At 62.2% G+C, this 15,433-nt stretch carries 16 protein-coding genes and 1 pseudogene; 11 read left to right on the top strand and 6 right to left on the bottom strand.

Annotation, left to right across the window (positions count from 1 at the left end; all coding sequences use genetic code 11):
- The first annotated feature begins 149 nt into the window (after positions 1–149).
- The 8 genes from GIW02_RS25530 to GIW02_RS25495 all read left to right on the top strand — a co-directional run bounded on the left by GIW02_RS25530 (position 150) and on the right by GIW02_RS25495 (position 7,844).
- Positions 150–779 (top strand): DUF1120 domain-containing protein, encoded by a 630-nt coding sequence (locus GIW02_RS25530; RefSeq protein WP_236417946.1) that lies wholly within the window; start codon positions 150–152, stop codon positions 777–779.
- Positions 780–824: 45 nt separating this feature from the next.
- Positions 825–1,442, top strand: coding sequence for a DUF1120 domain-containing protein (locus GIW02_RS25525; RefSeq protein WP_236417948.1), 618 nt, complete (start codon positions 825–827; stop codon positions 1,440–1,442).
- A gap of 42 nt (positions 1,443–1,484) precedes the next feature.
- Complete coding sequence (locus GIW02_RS25520) at positions 1,485–2,111, top strand: DUF1120 domain-containing protein (protein WP_236417950.1); 627 nt, start codon at positions 1,485–1,487, stop codon at positions 2,109–2,111.
- A gap of 64 nt (positions 2,112–2,175) precedes the next feature.
- A complete protein-coding gene (locus tag GIW02_RS25515; protein ID WP_236417952.1) occupies positions 2,176–2,802 on the top strand; it encodes a DUF1120 domain-containing protein in 627 nt (208 codons plus the stop codon).
- 28 nt (positions 2,803–2,830) lie between these two features.
- A complete protein-coding gene (locus tag GIW02_RS25510) occupies positions 2,831–3,529 on the top strand; it encodes a fimbria/pilus chaperone family protein (protein ID WP_236417955.1) in 699 nt (232 codons plus the stop codon).
- 74 nt (positions 3,530–3,603) lie between these two features.
- Positions 3,604–6,039, top strand: coding sequence for a fimbria/pilus outer membrane usher protein (locus GIW02_RS25505; RefSeq protein WP_456361674.1), 2,436 nt, complete (start codon positions 3,604–3,606; stop codon positions 6,037–6,039).
- An 11-nt stretch (positions 6,040–6,050) separates the two neighbouring features.
- Positions 6,051–7,178 carry a DUF1120 domain-containing protein gene (locus GIW02_RS25500; protein ID WP_236417957.1) on the top strand — a complete coding sequence of 376 codons (1,128 nt, stop codon included), beginning with the start codon at positions 6,051–6,053 and terminating at the stop codon, positions 7,176–7,178.
- A 15-nt stretch (positions 7,179–7,193) separates the two neighbouring features.
- Positions 7,194–7,844, top strand: a complete 651-nt coding sequence (locus GIW02_RS25495) for a DUF1120 domain-containing protein (protein ID WP_236417959.1) — start codon at positions 7,194–7,196, stop codon at positions 7,842–7,844.
- On the opposite strand, the gene GIW02_RS25490 is transcribed toward GIW02_RS25495, so the two are convergent.
- Both GIW02_RS25490 and GIW02_RS25485 read right to left on the bottom strand, forming a co-directional pair.
- Positions 7,841–9,106, bottom strand: coding sequence for a CynX/NimT family MFS transporter (locus GIW02_RS25490; protein ID WP_236417960.1), 1,266 nt, complete (start codon positions 9,104–9,106; stop codon positions 7,841–7,843). The two genes, GIW02_RS25495 and GIW02_RS25490, sit on opposite strands and share 4 nt — an antisense overlap.
- A complete protein-coding gene (locus GIW02_RS25485; protein ID WP_236417962.1) occupies positions 9,096–9,755 on the bottom strand; it encodes a FadR/GntR family transcriptional regulator in 660 nt (219 codons plus the stop codon). The genes GIW02_RS25490 and GIW02_RS25485 overlap by 11 nt, the downstream gene beginning before the upstream one ends.
- A 159-nt stretch (positions 9,756–9,914) precedes the next feature.
- Here GIW02_RS25485 and GIW02_RS25480 point away from each other — a divergent pair, with 159 nt between their 5' ends.
- On the top strand, positions 9,915–10,226 hold the full coding sequence (locus GIW02_RS25480) for a type II toxin-antitoxin system MqsR family toxin (RefSeq protein ID WP_236417964.1): 312 nt from the start codon (positions 9,915–9,917) through the stop codon (positions 10,224–10,226).
- Positions 10,223–10,711, top strand: a complete 489-nt coding sequence (locus GIW02_RS25475; protein WP_236417966.1) for a type II toxin-antitoxin system MqsA family antitoxin — start codon at positions 10,223–10,225, stop codon at positions 10,709–10,711. Before GIW02_RS25480 ends, GIW02_RS25475 begins: the two co-directional genes overlap by 4 nt.
- A 52-nt stretch (positions 10,712–10,763) precedes the next feature.
- Here GIW02_RS25475 and GIW02_RS25470 read toward each other — a convergent pair whose 3' ends face one another.
- The 4 genes from GIW02_RS25470 to GIW02_RS25455 form a co-directional block, all read right to left on the bottom strand.
- Positions 10,764–11,528, bottom strand: a complete 765-nt coding sequence (locus GIW02_RS25470) for an amino acid ABC transporter ATP-binding protein (protein ID WP_003171943.1) — start codon at positions 11,526–11,528, stop codon at positions 10,764–10,766.
- A gap of 11 nt (positions 11,529–11,539) precedes the next feature.
- Positions 11,540–12,637, bottom strand: a complete 1,098-nt coding sequence (locus tag GIW02_RS25465) for an amino acid ABC transporter permease (RefSeq protein ID WP_236417967.1) — start codon at positions 12,635–12,637, stop codon at positions 11,540–11,542.
- A gap of 10 nt (positions 12,638–12,647) precedes the next feature.
- A complete protein-coding gene (locus GIW02_RS25460; RefSeq protein WP_236422169.1) occupies positions 12,648–13,829 on the bottom strand; it encodes an amino acid ABC transporter permease in 1,182 nt (393 codons plus the stop codon).
- Positions 13,830–13,901: 72 nt separating this feature from the next.
- Positions 13,902–14,933 (bottom strand): amino acid ABC transporter substrate-binding protein, encoded by a 1,032-nt coding sequence (locus GIW02_RS25455; RefSeq protein ID WP_090409190.1) that lies wholly within the window; start codon positions 14,931–14,933, stop codon positions 13,902–13,904.
- 347 nt (positions 14,934–15,280) lie between these two features.
- Here GIW02_RS25455 and GIW02_RS25450 point away from each other — a divergent pair.
- A pseudogene (locus GIW02_RS25450) lies at positions 15,281–15,433 on the top strand (alpha/beta hydrolase); the annotation flags it as partial.

Below are 15,433 nucleotides of genomic sequence, written 5' to 3'. Positions count from 1 at the left end.
GCGCTAAATTGCGCCCCACCCCAAACGGGGCAGCCCGCCAACTCACCTGGCGGCCCACTATCCGAACTGACCCAACGCCCAACCGCGCCTCTTTAATGCGCTGCGGCGACGCGCACCCGTCAGTTGACCCAACACCGAGACGACACAGCATGAACAAGCACCTTATCGCCGTTGCCAGCGCCCTGCTGATCACAGGTACCGCCCCTGCGTTCGCCGCCAGCACCGTGGACCTGACCGTCAAGGGCATCATCACCCCGAATGCCTGCACCCCTGGCCTGTCCGGTGGCGGGGTCATCGACCACGGCAAGATGTCGGCCAAGGACCTCAACACCGACAGGACTACGCCATTGCCAGCCGTCAGCCTGCAAATGACCGTGACCTGCGATGCGCCCGTGCTTTTCGCCATCAAGGCAACGGATAACCGTTTCGGCTCGGGGTCAGGCAGCTCCTTCGGCCTGGGGTTTATCAATGGCACGCAGAAATTGGGTTTCTACAACTTGAACCTGGGCTCATTCGCCAACCCTCCGGTAGCCGATGGCGAAGTCGTGCAGGCCATTGCCTCCTTCGACAATGGCACTACCTGGGAGAGGTTCGACTCCTTCGAACACGGCCTCATGCTCTCCGTAGCCACCCTGGCAGATGTCAGCACGCCTCGCCCGACCCGGGAGCTGGTCACCGAGGTCAATTACAACGGCTTCATCAACCGCACCGACGGCCTGGACCTGAGCAACGAAGTCACTATCGACGGTTCCGCCACGCTCGAAGTGCTTTACCTGTAACCGCGCATACGCCATCGACTCTGCAACCAAAGGTGCCGTTCACCCATGAATTCCTCACCCGCTGTTTTTCTCGCCGCTGTACTGCTGGCCCCCTCCGTGCTGGCCGACAGCAGCACCGACTTCGCCGTTATCGGCACCATCACGCCCAATGCCTGTGCCCCTTCAATCTCCGGCGGAGGTGTGGTGGATTACGGAAAGATGACGGCCAAGGAGCTCAGTGCAGACCGGCCGACCTCGCTGACACCGCAGACCCTGCAACTGGAAATCCTGTGTGAAGCGCCCACTTTCCTGGCGCTGAGCACCATTGATAACCGGGCCGGTACTGCAGCGGTCAACTCGAACTGGCACGGCCTGGGCTTGACCCCCGGCAACGAGAAACTCGGCAGCGTGGGATTTGGCCTCTACAACAAGATGGCCGACGGCGTTGCCGTACGCACCGCAACTTCCAGCGATGGCGGGGCCACCTGGATACCGTCAGTGTTCCTCGGCCACAACCTGCTGACAGCGATTATCCCTGCGACCACCGGCAACTCGCCCATCGCGGTAAGGCACTTCACTGCCGATCTACGCCTTTACACCATGATCGATGCCTCCGACCGGCTGACCGTACTGGAAGAGGTGCCGCTGGACGGCTACGCCACCGTACAAATGAAGTACCTGTAACCCTCTTTTAACCGGCCCCACTCGAAAGGAAACGTGTGCCCCATGAAACTTACGCTCAATGCCCTGGCCACCGCGCTGCTGCTCAGCAGCAGCGCCTCTGCCCTGGCGGCGTCAACCGTCGACCTGACTGTCAAAGGCATCATCACCCCGAATGCCTGCACCCCTAGCCTGTCCGGCGCCGGAGTGGTCGACTACGGCAAGATTTCCGCCAAGGATTTGAACCTCACCACCCCCACACCTCTACCGCTCGCGACGCTGCAACTGAGCATCAGTTGCGAGGGGAGCACGCTGTTCGCGGTCAAAGGCAGTGATAACCGCGCGGGGTCTAACGCTTCAGGCACCTACGGGCTGGGGCTGATCAATGGCGGACAAAAACTCGGTAGCTATGACGTAGTCCTGATGAACGCGGTTGCCGACTCCGTGGCCGTCACCGTGCTGGAGTCGATGGATAACGGCGCGACCTGGTTCGACTCGGGCGATGCGGCACTGGCGCCCAGCTCACTGGGGGCATTCGGCAATCGAACCGCAGGTATCTGGTCGCCAGTACCCATTCAGCAAATGACCACCGATATGCTGGTCTACGGGCGTATCGCCCGCGCCGACAGCCTGGACCTGAGCGACGAACACCCCATCGACGGCTCGGCCACGTTCGAAGTGAAGTACCTGTAAAACCGTAGCCTCGCCGTTCGCGGCGAGGCGCCTTATTCGCACCAAACACATTGAAGACCGAATGATGAACAGAACCCTACGCCTGTGCGCGGCGCTGTTATTGCTCAACACCGGCTCTAGCGTGTTTGCCCGCAGCGCGACTGACATGACCGTCTCGGGCCTGGTCACCCCCAGCTCCTGCACTATCGCGCTGTCCGGCAGCGGCGTGATCGACCACGGCACCATCCCCGCCCATACCTTAAACCAGGAAGCGCCCACTCCCCTGCCCAGCCAATGGCTGGAGGTGGAAATTGTCTGCAGCGGTCCCATGCTGTTTGCCCTGATCGGCCTGGACAGCCGCGAGGATTCGTCCACCGCACCGGAGATCACCTACGGCCTGGGCACAAACCCCAACGTGCCCACCGAACAGTTGGGCTCCGTGGGCCTGGCGTTCGAAACCGCGCAAGGGGACGGCCAAGTCATGCAGTCTCTTGCGTCCAGCTCCCAAGGCGGCGGCTGGTCCCCTCAACCGGCCATTTACCCCAGGACCCTGATGGGCTTTGCCCGCCCCGGACGACCGTTTCCCGAACCCATCGTCACCCTGAATACCCGAATCCGCGCACAGACCATCATCAACCCGGCGAACCGCCTGACCCTCAAGCAGGACGTGCCCCTCGACGGTTCATTGGTGCTGGACCTGCGTTACCTCTAAGCCCTGTGATCATTTTAGGAGCTGCGTCATGAAGACCTATCCAACCTTGCTGGCCCTGGGCTGGCTGCTGAGCGCTCAGGTGTACGCCGACGGCATGGTGCCCGACACCTCGGTGGTGATCGTCAACGAGGCCGATGGCGAAGCCTCGGTGTCGGTCACCAACACCGACGGCAAGCTGGCGCTGCTGCACGTCACCCTCGAAAACATCCCGGAGGACGGCGAGTCCTTGCTGTTTGTCACCCCGCCCCTGGCCCGGGTCGAGGCGCACAAAAGCCAGCTGGTGCGGTTCATTCTGCAGAACCGTACGCCGCTGCAAACCCAACGCCTGAAGCGGGTGATCTTCGAAGGCATGCCCAAGGACCGCGATGCCCAGCAAGCCGGACACGCACGGGTCGGCGTGACCGTGCGACAGAACCTGCCCGTGATCATTCACCCCAAGGGCCTGGCGCCCAACCGCACGCCCTGGACCGGGCTCACCTGGTCACTCAACGATGGTCACCTGAACATCGCCAACCCCACGCCTTACGTGGTGCGCCTGGCGCAAGAGCTGCAACTGCTGCCGGGCAAACACGGCCTGGTACTGCCGCGTACCTACGTGTTACCCGGCGAAACCTTGCGGCTCAGCACCCCCCACAGCGGCACGGCCGTACGCCTGCAACCGGCCACCGTCTACGGCTTTGCCGTCGCCGCCTATGAAGCACCGATAACCGCAGCTAACGCTGAATAACGAAGTGACAGCCCTGTGACTGTCACCGGGAAGCCAGCCACCCGTTGCTGACCTCCATAACTTGAGTGCCTTACGTGAACACAGTAACCACTGACCCGGCCGGCGAAGCCGTGCCCGATTATCCAACGCGCCCCGTCCTGCTCAAGGCTGCGCTGCCGCTGACCCTGGCCCTGCTGTCGATTGAGGCGGGGGCAGATACCTTCGATGCGAAAACCCTGCACCAGCGCGGCATTGATCCGGAACTGGCCTACCTGTTGCTCGACACGCCACGCTATGCCAGCGGGCGCCACGCCGTGAGCCTGACGGTCAATGGCCAGCGCCGTGGCCGCATTGATGCGCAGGTCGACGCCCAGGGTGCGCTGTGCTTCGACCGACCGCTGCTGGACGCCGCCGACCTGGTGGTACCGCCACCGCTGGGCGCCAGCGGCTGCCATGATTTCCTCGGCGAATACCCGCAAACCGTGGTGGAGCAAGACCCCGCCAGCCTGAGCATCAACCTGGTGGTGCCTACCAATGCCCTGCGCCCCCGGCAACGCGAGCTGTCGGGTTATGAAACCGGTGGTTTTGCCGGTCTGCTCAACTACGACCTCACCGGTTTGTACAACCGTTATGGCGACGACTCCAGCCGCTTCGGCTCAGCCAATACCGAGGTGGGCTTCAACGCCGGCGACTGGATCGTGCGCAGCCGCCAGGTGCAGACCTGGCAGGATTCGCGCTCGCGCACCACGCACCTGGAAGCCTACGCCCAGCGCACGTTCGCCGCGCAGCAGGCGGTGTTGCAGGCCGGGCAGATCAGCCTCTACAACCCGGTGCTGTCTTCGGCGCAGATCACCGGCATGCAGGTGTTCACCGAACAGGCGCTGCAGGACCAGGAACAAGGCTCGACCATCAACGGCATCGCCAACAGCCCGGCCCAGGTTGAAGTGCGCCAGAACGGCGCGCTGATTCACTCCACCGTGGTACCTGCCGGGCCGTTCTCGCTGACTGACGTACGGCGCCTGAACACCCGCGCCGACGTCGAAGTCACCGTCAAGGAAAGCAGCGGCGAAGAACGGCGTTTCACCGTGCCGGCCGCCATGCTCGGCATTGGCCTGCCGGCAGCGGGTTACTCGGTGGGGGCCGGGCGGGTGCGCAATATCGGCGATACCCGGGGTGACGACCCGTGGGTGGTCAGCGCCGGTTGGAGTGGTGCGTTGAACCCTCGCCTGAGCGTGGGGGCCGGTGGGCTGCTCGCTGAGGATTACCGCGCCACGGGCGCCAGCCTGGGCCTGCTGCCGTGGCCCGACGGCCAACTGCAGCTGTCGACCCAGATTGCCGATGCCCAGCGCCAAGGGGAACGCGGGGTGCAAACCGACCTGACGTTGTCTCAACGCCTGGGCCAGGAATGGTCGATCACGGCCGGCGCCTCCCACCGAACCATGGGCTACCGAGAACTGGAAGACGCCGCCTACTACGATGCGCGCGACGACGAGGGTCGGCGCACCCGCTACCGCGACCAGCAGAGTTTAACGCTGGGCTGGGCCCACCCGTGGCTGGGGGCGTTCAACGCCGGGGTGTCGCGCACCACCACGTTCAATGGTGAAAACAGCAGCCGCGCCCTGGCGTCATGGGGCACCAGCGTGCGCGGTGTATCGCTGTCGGCCAGCGCCGAGTGGCAGGTCAGCGGCCGCCAGAATGACGAGAACGCGGTGTACCTGAACCTCAGCGTCCCCCTCGGCGAAAACCGTCGCGGCCGTGCCTGGGTGCGTAACTCCGGTGGCGAGCACCGGATCGGCCTGGGGGTGAACGAGCAAATCAACGATCAACTCAGTTACCGGGTCAGCGCCGAGCACGACAGCCGCGACCAGCAAGTGGAGTCCACCCTGGGCGTGTCCTACTTGCCGCGCTACGCGCAACTGGACCTCAACTACAGCCGCTCGGACGCCGAACGCGCAAGCTACCAGGGCGGTGCGCGCGGGGCAGTGGTGGCGCACGGCAGCGGGGTGACGTTCTCGCCGTACCCGGTGCGCGATACCTTCGCCCTGGTGTCCGTGGGCGACATGTCCGGGGTCAAGCTCACCACCCCAAGCGGCCCGGTATGGACCGATGGCCTGGGCCAAGCGGTGGTGCCGCAGGTATCCGCCTACGGCCGCAGTGCGGTGGAAGTGCAAACCCAGTCGCTGCCGCGCAATGCCGACATCAGCAATGGGCTTGCGGTGATTACCGCCGGGCGCGGCGCGGTGGACCGCGTGGAGTTCGGCGTGGCGCTGACCCGTCGCGCCTTGCTCACGGTGACCACCGACCACGGCACGCCGCTGCCGCGTGGCGCCACCGTAAGCACCGCCGAGGGCGAGTTCGTGACCCTGGTGCAGGAAGGCAGCCAGGTGTTCCTGCCGAACGTCATGGACCCGCGCCGCTTGTGGGTCAAGGCCGAGGGCATGAAGCGTTGTGAGCTGCAGGTCGACCTCGCGGAAGAAGCCGACCCGCAGGTGTATTTCGAAACCGCCCCGGCGCGCTGTGTGACGCCATGAGGACCCCTCTGATGAAGCGATTATTACTGTTGGGATTGGCCCTGGCCGCCACCGCCCAAGGCCAGGCATATGCCGATGACTGCCAGCTTAACCTGAGCCAGACGCGCCTGGATTTCGGCGTGATGAACCGCGCGGTCCAGCGTAACCCGCGCGCCGAGATCGAGCTGGGTGAGCGCCGCCTGAGCCTGAACCTGAACTGCAAGGCACCCACCGACCTGCAGGTGTTCTATCGGGCGTTGGCGGCTACCGCCGAGCGTTATCGCTTTACCGAGCGCGGCAGCTACCGCGTGCAAGTCAGCGAGGCGGTACTCGACGGCCAGGCCGTGGAACTGCGCCTGATCACCGGGCCAGGCCAGGCGCCAACCGCACGCGGCAAGACGCTCGACTGGCGAGCCGATCACGCCATCGTGCCGTTGCGCGATGGCCTGCCGACCACCGGCAGCAGTTTTTCGGCGCAGCTGCAGGTGAACGCCTGGGCCCAGGCCGACGCCACGCAAGTGCGCGACGCCGTGACCTGGGAGGCCACTGGGCTGATCGACGCCGTCGCTACGGGCCGCGCGCGTGAGCTGTCCTTGCAGGCAGGCTTCGCCCCCGCGGCCTGCGAAGCCAACCTGTCCAACGGCGGTATTGTCGATTTTGGCCGCATGTGGGCCAAAAGCCTGAGCGCCGACAAGGAAACCGGCCTGGCCTCGCGCAACTTGATGCTGAACATCGGCTGCGACGGCCCGACCCACTTTGCGTTGCGCATGCAAGACAACCGCAAAGGTTCGGCCACCGGCGGCACCGACGAAACCGCCTACGGCCTGGGGGTGGATGACAGTCGCAATAAAATCGGCCGCTACTTCCTGTATTTCGACCCTTTCGACTTGCGCGCCGATGCCCTGCCCCAGGTCTATCGCACCGACTCCACCACCGGTGGCGTGGCCTGGAGCAGCTCCAGCGCCTACCCCATTCCCATCGGCAGCAACAGCCTGCTGGGCTTCACCGCAACACCCGGCAGCCATGCCGGCCCCACGGCAATCCAGAACTTGAGCGGGCAGATCAGCGTACGCGCGGTTCTGTCGCCCATGAACAGCCTGGACCTGCGCACAGACGTCGTGCTCGATGGTTCGGGCACGATTGAAATCATCTACCTCTGATCAAGGAGTATGGCCATGAACCTACGCCAGCTTTCCCTCGCAATGCTGACCCTGATGGGCCTCAGCGCCAGCGCCATGGCGGCGTCCAGTACCGACCTCACCCTCACCGGCCTGCTCACGCCCAGCGCCTGCACCCCTGCGCTGTCGAGCAGCGGGCTGATCGATTACGGCAAGATTTCCCAACAGGACTTGAACGCCGATCGCGGCACACGGCTGCCCGTGCGTTACCTCACCGTGACCATCAACTGCGAGGCCCCGAGCCGTTACGCCCTGCGCATGGGCGACAACCGTGACGGCACCGCCAACGTCAACAGCGAAATCTACTACGGGCTAGGGCTCGACCCGAGCGGCAACAAGATCGGCCTGTTTTCCCTGAGCTTCGACCCCAAGCAGACGGTGATAGACGCCCTGCCTCAGGTCTACGGCACCGAGTCGACCTCCGGCGGCATCGCCTGGCGTACCGCCAACAGCAACCCTATCGACATCGGTTCACGCAGCTTTCTGGGCTTCACCGACACCGCCGGCAGCACCAGCGGACCGGTGGCGTTTCAGAGCCTGAGCAGCACGATCAGGGTCGACACGATCATCGTGGCCACCAAGAACCTGGACCTGCGCGGTGACGTGCATATCGACGGTTCCAGCACAATGGAAGTGTTGTATCTCTAGACCTTCTCGCTGGTGACGGCCACATACCGCGCGCGCCCCGCGCCCCACCCCGCGATGATCGCGCCGACGCCGATCACCGCGAAGATCCAGCCGATTGCACTCCAGCCGCCGGTCCAGTCATGCACCAGGCCGACGGCGAACGGGCCCATGGACGCCAGGGTGTAGCCGATGCCCTGGGCCATGCTCGACAGGTTGGCTGCCACATGGGAATCGCGCGAGCGCAGCACGATCAAGGTCAGCGCCAGGCTGAACGTACCGCCCTGGCCCAGGCCCAACAGAATCGCCCAGCCCCACAAGCCGTCGAGCGGCGCATACAGGCAGCCGAACAGGCCGCCGAGGGTCAGCAGCATCACCACCACAATCGCCAGGCGCTGGTCTTTGCCCCGCGTGGCCAGCCAGGGCGCGGCCAGCGAGCTGAACAATTGCACGATGATCGAGCCGGACAACGCCAACCCGGCTTGGGTCGCCGTCAGGCCACGCCCGATCAGGATCGACGGCAACCAGCCGAACACGATGTAGGCCAGGGACGATTGCAGGCCCATGTACACCGTCACCTGCCAGGCCAGTGGGTCACGCAGCAAGCCCCTGACCCGGTAAGCGACGTGATGGGCACCGTGCTTCTGGCCGACCTGGGGCAGCCAGAACAACGCCGCCACCAGCGCCGGCAGAATCCAGAAGCCAAGGCCGACGGGCCAGCTATCGCCAAAGTAGTGGCTCAGCGGCACGGTGGCCCCTGCCGCCAACGCGGCGCCCAAACACAAGGCCATGGTGTAGACACCGGTCATGGTGCCCGCCTGCTTGGCGAAGTCGCGCTTGACGATGCCCGGCAGCAATACGCCGATGATGCCGATACTCGCGCCGGCGATCAGGCTGCCGGCGAACAACCCCACCTCGCCGAACGAACTGCGCAGGATGATGCCGGCGGCCAACGTCAGCAAGATTCCCAGCACCACTCGCTCGGCGCCAAAACGTCGGGCCAGGATCGGCGCCGTGGGGGCGAACAGGCCCAGGCACAACACCGGCAACGTGGTCAGCAAGCCGGCCTTGGCCGCCGACAAGCCCAGGCTGCTGGAAACGTCGGCCAGCAACGGCGACATGCTCGACAGCGCCGGGCGCAGGTTAAGTGCTACCAGGATCAGGCCCAGCAGCAACAGCCACGGGCGGCTCACCGTCGGGTGCGCCTGCTGCACGGCGTCGTCATCGGCCTCCGCGTCGATCAGCAGTTGTTCGAGTTCAGGTGTGCGCTTGGCTTCATGGTTCATTGATCAACTGCCGGCAGAGGGATTTGGCGCGTTCCGGGTCCTGGTGTTCGACGGCGTCGAGCAGCGCGACATGCAGGTCGAACACGGCTTGTCGACGCGGTGAAATGTTCAGGGTCTGGCGCAATTGGGCGGCGACGATGGCGGAGAAGTATTGATACAGCTCGCTCAATGCCGGGTTGCGCGCAGCATTCACCAGGCGTGTGTGGAACACCAGGTCGGCGCTGATATAGGCCTCCAGGTCACCGTGGTAAAGCGCGGCGCTGGCCTTGAGGGCTTCGTGCAAACCTTGGAGGTCTTCCTCGGTACGGCGCAGCGCGGCGAGGCCGATGGCCTCCACTTCGAGAATCTGCCGCGTCTCTTGCGCCTGCTCGAGCGTGCAGTGCGACAACGCCCGCATTGCGCCCAGTGGGTCGGTGATTGAGCGCAGGTAACTGCCGTCGCCCTGGCGGATTTCGATCAAACCCGAGAACGCCAGCACCCGCATGGCCTCGCGCACGGTATTACGACTGATGCCCAGCTCGGCGGACAACTCGGGCTCGGTGGGCAAGCGTTCGCCAACGGCCCATTTACCCTCGGCAATACGCCAGCGCAGTTGCTCCAGGGCCTGATCGACCAGAGAGCGTTTGATCAGGGGGGCGATGTCTGTCATGGATTTTTCACTTTCGTCCAATCATAGGATGAATTTTCCCACAGCCTATTCGGAGTTGCCTACAAGGGCAAGGCACTAGGGTTCTTAGGCAGGGAAAGGAGCAGTATTTTCGATTGGTAAAATTACCCTCAGAGGGTAATTATTGAACTCAGGTGTCTTATGGAAAAGTACACACCTCATTACGATCTGGCGACGATAAAGGCGGATGTGCGACGGCTTGGTGCTAAGGCTTTCACACGTGCGGCAAAGAAAACCGCAGGGGCTCTCGACCTTGATCTCGCTGAAATGCAAGCGGTCGTTTTCGAACTGCAAAAAAGGATGTTGTACAAGTCGATGACCACTTATGCCGATCACCGGGTCTGGCATGACGTTTACCACATCCATTCACACGGTCTGGAGATTTACATCAAGGTCACTTACTGCTCAGGTAGTAACCCACCGGTGATCTCCTTCAAAGGGATGAACCCATGAAAACGCAACAGTGCTGTATCTGTGGCGCCCCCGACGCCATGACACGCTTTGAAGGCCGCAGCGAAACCCTGCGTATAAAAGGTATGGAGCGGCGCATTGATGATCTTTCGGGGTGGGAATGCCAGGTCTGCGAGGACGGCATGTATGACCCCGACAGCTGCGACCGCCATGCCAAGGCAAGCGATGATCTGCTCCACGCCGCCCGAGGGATGATGGGTGCCGAACTGAAGCGTATCCGCCGCAAGCTGCACCTCACGCAAAAAGAAACCGTGCAATTGCTCTCCGGTGGCGGGCACAACGCATTCTCACGCTACGAACGCGGCGAAATAACGCCGCCCAAACCGCTGATGGTATTGCTGCGTCTACTGGATCGTTACCCCCACTTGCTCACCGACGCCAGAGAACTGGCCGAAGGTGCAGACCTGCGCAACGCTTTCAGTTACACCACCAACAACGAAACGCAGGAAGCCCTGAAAGCCTCCTAGACAGGCAAAAATAAACCCGGCACCAGGCCGGGTTTATTTGTTCAAACATCGATCAATGCAGAATCTGGCTCAAGAACAACTTGGTCCGATCATTCTGCGGGTTGTCGAAGAAGTCGTTCGGCGCCGCTTGCTCAACGATCTCGCCCTTGTCCATGAAGATCACGCGGTTGGCCACGGTGCGCGCGAAGCCCATTTCGTGGGTCACGCACAACATGGTCATGCCGTCTTCGGCCAGGCCGATCATGGTGTCGAGTACTTCCTTGACCATTTCCGGGTCCAGCGCCGAGGTCGGTTCGTCGAACAGCATGATTTTCGGCTTCATGCACAGCGCGCGGGCAATCGCCACACGCTGTTGCTGGCCGCCGGACAGTTGCCCCGGAAACTTGTGAGCCTGCTCTGGAATGCGCACGCGCTCAAGATAGTGCATGGCAATTTCTTCGGCCTTGCGCTTGGGCATCTTGCGCACCCACATCGGTGCCAGCGTGCAGTTCTGCAGGATGGTCAGGTGCGGGAACAGGTTGAAGTGCTGGAACACCATGCCGACTTCACGGCGGATCGCTTCGATCTGCTTGAGGTCGTTGGTCAGTTCCACGCCATCCACCACGATGCGGCCCTGCTGGTGCTCTTCCAGACGGTTGAGGCAGCGGATGGTGGTGGACTTGCCCGAACCCGACGGGCCGCACAGCACGATACGCTCGCCTTGCTTGACGTTGAGGTTGATGTCTTTCAACACATGGAACTGGCCGTACCACTTGTTGACGCCCTGCATCTGGATAATGCCTTCAGGGCTCACAGGCTGTTTGATCGCTTCGCTCATAACATCAACTCCTAACGCTTGTGGCCTGTGTCGAGCTTGTGTTCCAAATGAATGGAATAGCGCGACATACCAAAACAGAAAATCCAGAACACCAGGGCTGCAAACACATAGCCTTCAGTGGCCATGCCCAGCCATTTAGGGTCGGCGGCAGCTTGCTTGACGCTGTTGAGCAGGTCGAACAGGCCGATGATGATCACCAGGCTGGTGTCCTTGAACAGCGCAATAAACGTGTTGACGATACCCGGGATCACCAGCTTCAGGGCTTGCGGCAGAATCACCAGGCCCATGCTGCGCCAGTAACCCAGGCCCATCGCCGCGGCCGCTTCGTACTGCCCCTTCGGAATTGCTTGCAGACCGCCGCGTACCACTTCGGCCACGTAGGCCGACTGGAACAGGATCACGCCGATCAACGCGCGCAGCAGCTTGTCGATGCCCATGCCTTCAGGCAGGAACAACGGCAACATCACCGAAGACATGAACAGCACGGTGATCAACGGTACGCCGCGCCAGAACTCGATGAAGGTCACGCAGACCACACGAATCGCCGGCATGTTCGAACGCCGTCCCAGCGCCAGCAGGATACCCAGCGGCAAGGCGCCGGCGATGCCGACGGTGGCGATCACCAGGGTCAGCATCAAGCCGCCCCATTGGCTGGTGGCCACGTTGGCCAGGCCGAACACCCCGCCGTGTAGCAGGCAGAACGCAATGATCGGGTACAGCACCAGGAAACTCAGGCCGTAGATCGCCTTGCGCTTGAAACGCGAGATGAACAACGGCGCCACACCGACGATGGCCAGCCACACGGTCAGGTCCACGCGCCAGCGCAGGTCGCCGGGGTAGTAGCCGTACATGAACTGCCCGAAGCGCTGTTGGATGAAGACCCAGCAGGCGCCTTCCTTGGTGCAATCGGCGCGCGTGGTGCCGACCCAGTTGGCGTCCAGGATCGCCCAATGCAGGATCGGCGGCACCACCAGATAGACCAGGTAGAACGCCAGCAGCGTCAACAGCGTGTTGAGCCAACTGGAAAACAGGTTGGCGCGCATCCATGCCATCGGCCCGAACACTTTGTTCGGCGGCGGCATATCAGGTTTGAAAGTATGCGAACTCATGTGCGTTTCCTCACCGCTCGATCAGCGCAATGCGCTTGTTGTACCAGTTCATCAGCAGGGAAATGCTGATGCTGATCGCCAGGTACACGCTCATGGTGATGGCAATGACTTCGATGGCCTGGCCGGTCTGGTTGAGCACCGTGCCGGCAAACAGCGAAACCATTTCCGGGTAACCGATACCGGCGGCCAACGACGAGTTTTTCGCCAGGTTCAGGTATTGGCTGGTCAGCGGCGGAATGATCACCCGCAGGGCCTGCGGGATGATGACCTTGCGCAGCGTCGGCCCAGGGCGCAGGCCCAGGGAGCGCGCGGCTTCGGTCTGGCCGTGGCTGACGGACTTGATGCCCGACCGCACGATCTCGGCGATAAACGCTGCCGTATAGACGGTAAGCGCCAGCGTCAACGCGAGCAGTTCAGGGATCAATACCCAGCCGCCGACAAAGTTGAAGCCTTGCAGCTTGGGCATTTCCCAGTGCAGCGGCGCGCCGAAGACCAGGGTGCACAACGCCGGGATCACGATGAACAGCGCCAGGCCCGCCCAGAACTTATGGAACGGTACACCGGTCGCTTCAAAGCGCTTGTTGGCCCAACGCGCCATCAGCACGGTTGCCACGATGGCCACGACAATGCTCACCACAAACGGCCAGAAACCGTCAGCCGCCAACGCGGCCGGCATGTTCAGGCCCCGGCTGCTGACAAAGAAGGTATCGCCGAAGTTGTGGCTGTTACGCGGCCCGGGCATGGTCAGGAATACCGCGAAATACCAGAACAGGATCTGCAGCAACGGTGGAATGTTGCGGAACACTTCCACATACACAGTCGCCAGCTTGTTGATCATCCAGTTCGGCGACAGCCGCGCCACGCCGATGATGAACCCGAGCAGCGTCGCCAGGATCACGCCGATAAACGTCACCAGCAAGGTGTTGAGCAAGCCGATCACAAACACCCGGGCATAGCTGTCCGATTCGGTGTAGTCGATCAGGTGCTGCGCGATGCCGAAGCCGGCACTGCGCTCAAGAAAGTCGAAACCCGAGGTAATGCCCCGGTGTTGAAGGTTGGTCTGGGTATTGTTGAAGAGGTACCAGCCCAGCGAGATCACCGCCACAATCGTGATGATCTGGAAGAGCCACGCACGCACTTTGGGATCGCTGAAGCTGAGCTTCTGCTTTGGTGCGCCGATTTGATTTTGCATGAAGTGCCCCGGAAATAATGGAACAGAACATCACCCGGTGGTTGGCCCACCGGGTGACAGAACCATCAGCGATCAGCGCACAGGTGGTGCGTATTGAATGCCGCCGGCGTTCCACAGCGCGTTCAGGCCACGGTCGATTTCCAGCGGGGTGCTTTTGCCCAGGTTGCGCTCGAACACTTCACCGTAGTTACCGACTTGCTTGACGATCTGTACAACCCAGTCTTTCTTCACTTTCAGGTCTTTGCCGTATTCGCCGTCAGCACCGAGCAGACGCGCAACGTCCGGGTTCTTGGTGGACTTGGCTTCAGCTTCGACGTTTTTGGAGGTGATACCGGCTTCTTCAGCGTTGAGCATGGCGTAGCCAACCCAGCGCACGATGGCCAGCCACTCGTCGTCGCCGTTACGCACGACCGGGCCCAACGGTTCTTTGGAAATGGTTTCCGGCAGAACCACGTAGTCTTTCGGCGCGGCCAGCTTGCTGCGCTGGGCGAACAGTTGGGACTTGTCGGAAGTCAGCACGTCGCAACGACCGGATTCCAGCGACTTGGCGCTTTCATCGGAGGTGTCGAAAGTGATCGGGGTGTACTTCAGGTTATTGCCACGGAAGTAATCGGAAACGTTCAGCTCAGTGGTGGTACCGGCCTGGATGCAGATGGTTGCACCGTCCAGTTCCTTGGCACTTTTAACGCCCAGCTTGTTGTTTACCAGGAAGCCGATGCCATCGTAGTAAGTGATGAAGCCTGGGAATTTCAGGCCCATGCCCGCATCGCGAGAGCTGGTCATGGTGGTGTTGCGGGACAGGATGTCGACTTCGCCGGACTGCAGCGCGGTGAAACGCTCCTTGGCGTTCAACTGGCTGAATTTGACCTTGGTTGCATCACCGAACACAGCAGCAGCTACAGCGCGGCAAACGTCAGCGTCGATCCCGAGGATCTTGCCGCTGGCATCCGGCACCGAGAAACCCGGCAGACCGTCACTCACGCCACATTGCACGAAGCCTTTTTTCTGCACGGCGTCCAGGGTGGCGCCAGCTTGGGCGAAACCGCTGACACCCAGTACAGCCGCCGCGCAAACGATGGCCAGGGTGGATTTCAATACCTTCATTCAAACCTCCAGTTTTGCTCTTGTTGTGTCGGAGCTCGAACCCCACCGCACCCTTTTGAGGCGACCTTGACCCGTGTTGGCTTTTTTTAGGGTCAAACGGTTTGAGGCTGTCGCTATAAGTCCAGTTGCTATCCCACACGCGGCAGTCACTGATAGTGTTACCGCCGTAAGAGAGACCTGACATCGCGTTATGCATAGCAAGCGCCGTACCAGAGTCACGGCTGAGCCGTTTCAGCCCATGGTCAAGAGCAAAAGATTCAACCTTGCGACATCTACTTAACAGATCCACTCGCCACGCACCGTTCCGACGCACCCAATCGGAGCGCACGCACATATTTGGAGCAGACATGACCGAACCCTTGATTCTTCAGCCCGCCAAGCCCGCAGACGCCTGCGTTATCTGGTTGCATGGCCTGGGTGCCGATCGCTACGACTTCCTGCCCGTGGCCGAAGCCCTGCAGGAAAACTTGCTGACCACCCGCTTCGTTTTGCCCCAGGCC

Origin of the sequence: Pseudomonas syringae, from assembly GCF_021606685.1 — a bacterium.
Classification (GTDB): Bacteria; Pseudomonadota; Gammaproteobacteria; order Pseudomonadales; family Pseudomonadaceae; genus Aquipseudomonas; species Aquipseudomonas syringae_R.
The sequence above is the reverse complement of the archived record's forward strand: the minus strand, read 5'-3'. Positions and strand labels throughout refer to the sequence as shown.

Coding starts and splice junctions, on each gene's coding strand:
- GIW02_RS25520 (WP_236417950.1), top strand. CDS start 1,485: ATGAAACTTACGCTCAATGCCCTGGCCACCGCGCTGCTGCTCAGCAGC.
- GIW02_RS25500 (WP_236417957.1), top strand. CDS start 6,051: ATGAAGCGATTATTACTGTTGGGATTGGCCCTGGCCGCCACCGCCCAA.
- GIW02_RS25470 (WP_003171943.1), bottom strand. CDS start 11,528: ATGAGCGAAGCGATCAAACAGCCTGTGAGCCCTGAAGGCATTATCCAG.
- GIW02_RS25490 (WP_236417960.1), bottom strand. CDS start 9,106: ATGAACCATGAAGCCAAGCGCACACCTGAACTCGAACAACTGCTGATC.
- GIW02_RS25525 (WP_236417948.1), top strand. CDS start 825: ATGAATTCCTCACCCGCTGTTTTTCTCGCCGCTGTACTGCTGGCCCCC.
- GIW02_RS25495 (WP_236417959.1), top strand. CDS start 7,194: ATGAACCTACGCCAGCTTTCCCTCGCAATGCTGACCCTGATGGGCCTC.
- GIW02_RS25455 (WP_090409190.1), bottom strand. CDS start 14,933: ATGAAGGTATTGAAATCCACCCTGGCCATCGTTTGCGCGGCGGCTGTA.
- GIW02_RS25515 (WP_236417952.1), top strand. CDS start 2,176: ATGAACAGAACCCTACGCCTGTGCGCGGCGCTGTTATTGCTCAACACC.
- GIW02_RS25480 (WP_236417964.1), top strand. CDS start 9,915: ATGGAAAAGTACACACCTCATTACGATCTGGCGACGATAAAGGCGGAT.
- GIW02_RS25475 (WP_236417966.1), top strand. CDS start 10,223: ATGAAAACGCAACAGTGCTGTATCTGTGGCGCCCCCGACGCCATGACA.
- GIW02_RS25530 (WP_236417946.1), top strand. CDS start 150: ATGAACAAGCACCTTATCGCCGTTGCCAGCGCCCTGCTGATCACAGGT.
- GIW02_RS25465 (WP_236417967.1), bottom strand. CDS start 12,637: ATGAGTTCGCATACTTTCAAACCTGATATGCCGCCGCCGAACAAAGTG.
- GIW02_RS25485 (WP_236417962.1), bottom strand. CDS start 9,755: ATGACAGACATCGCCCCCCTGATCAAACGCTCTCTGGTCGATCAGGCC.
- GIW02_RS25510 (WP_236417955.1), top strand. CDS start 2,831: ATGAAGACCTATCCAACCTTGCTGGCCCTGGGCTGGCTGCTGAGCGCT.
- GIW02_RS25460 (WP_236422169.1), bottom strand. CDS start 13,829: ATGCAAAATCAAATCGGCGCACCAAAGCAGAAGCTCAGCTTCAGCGAT.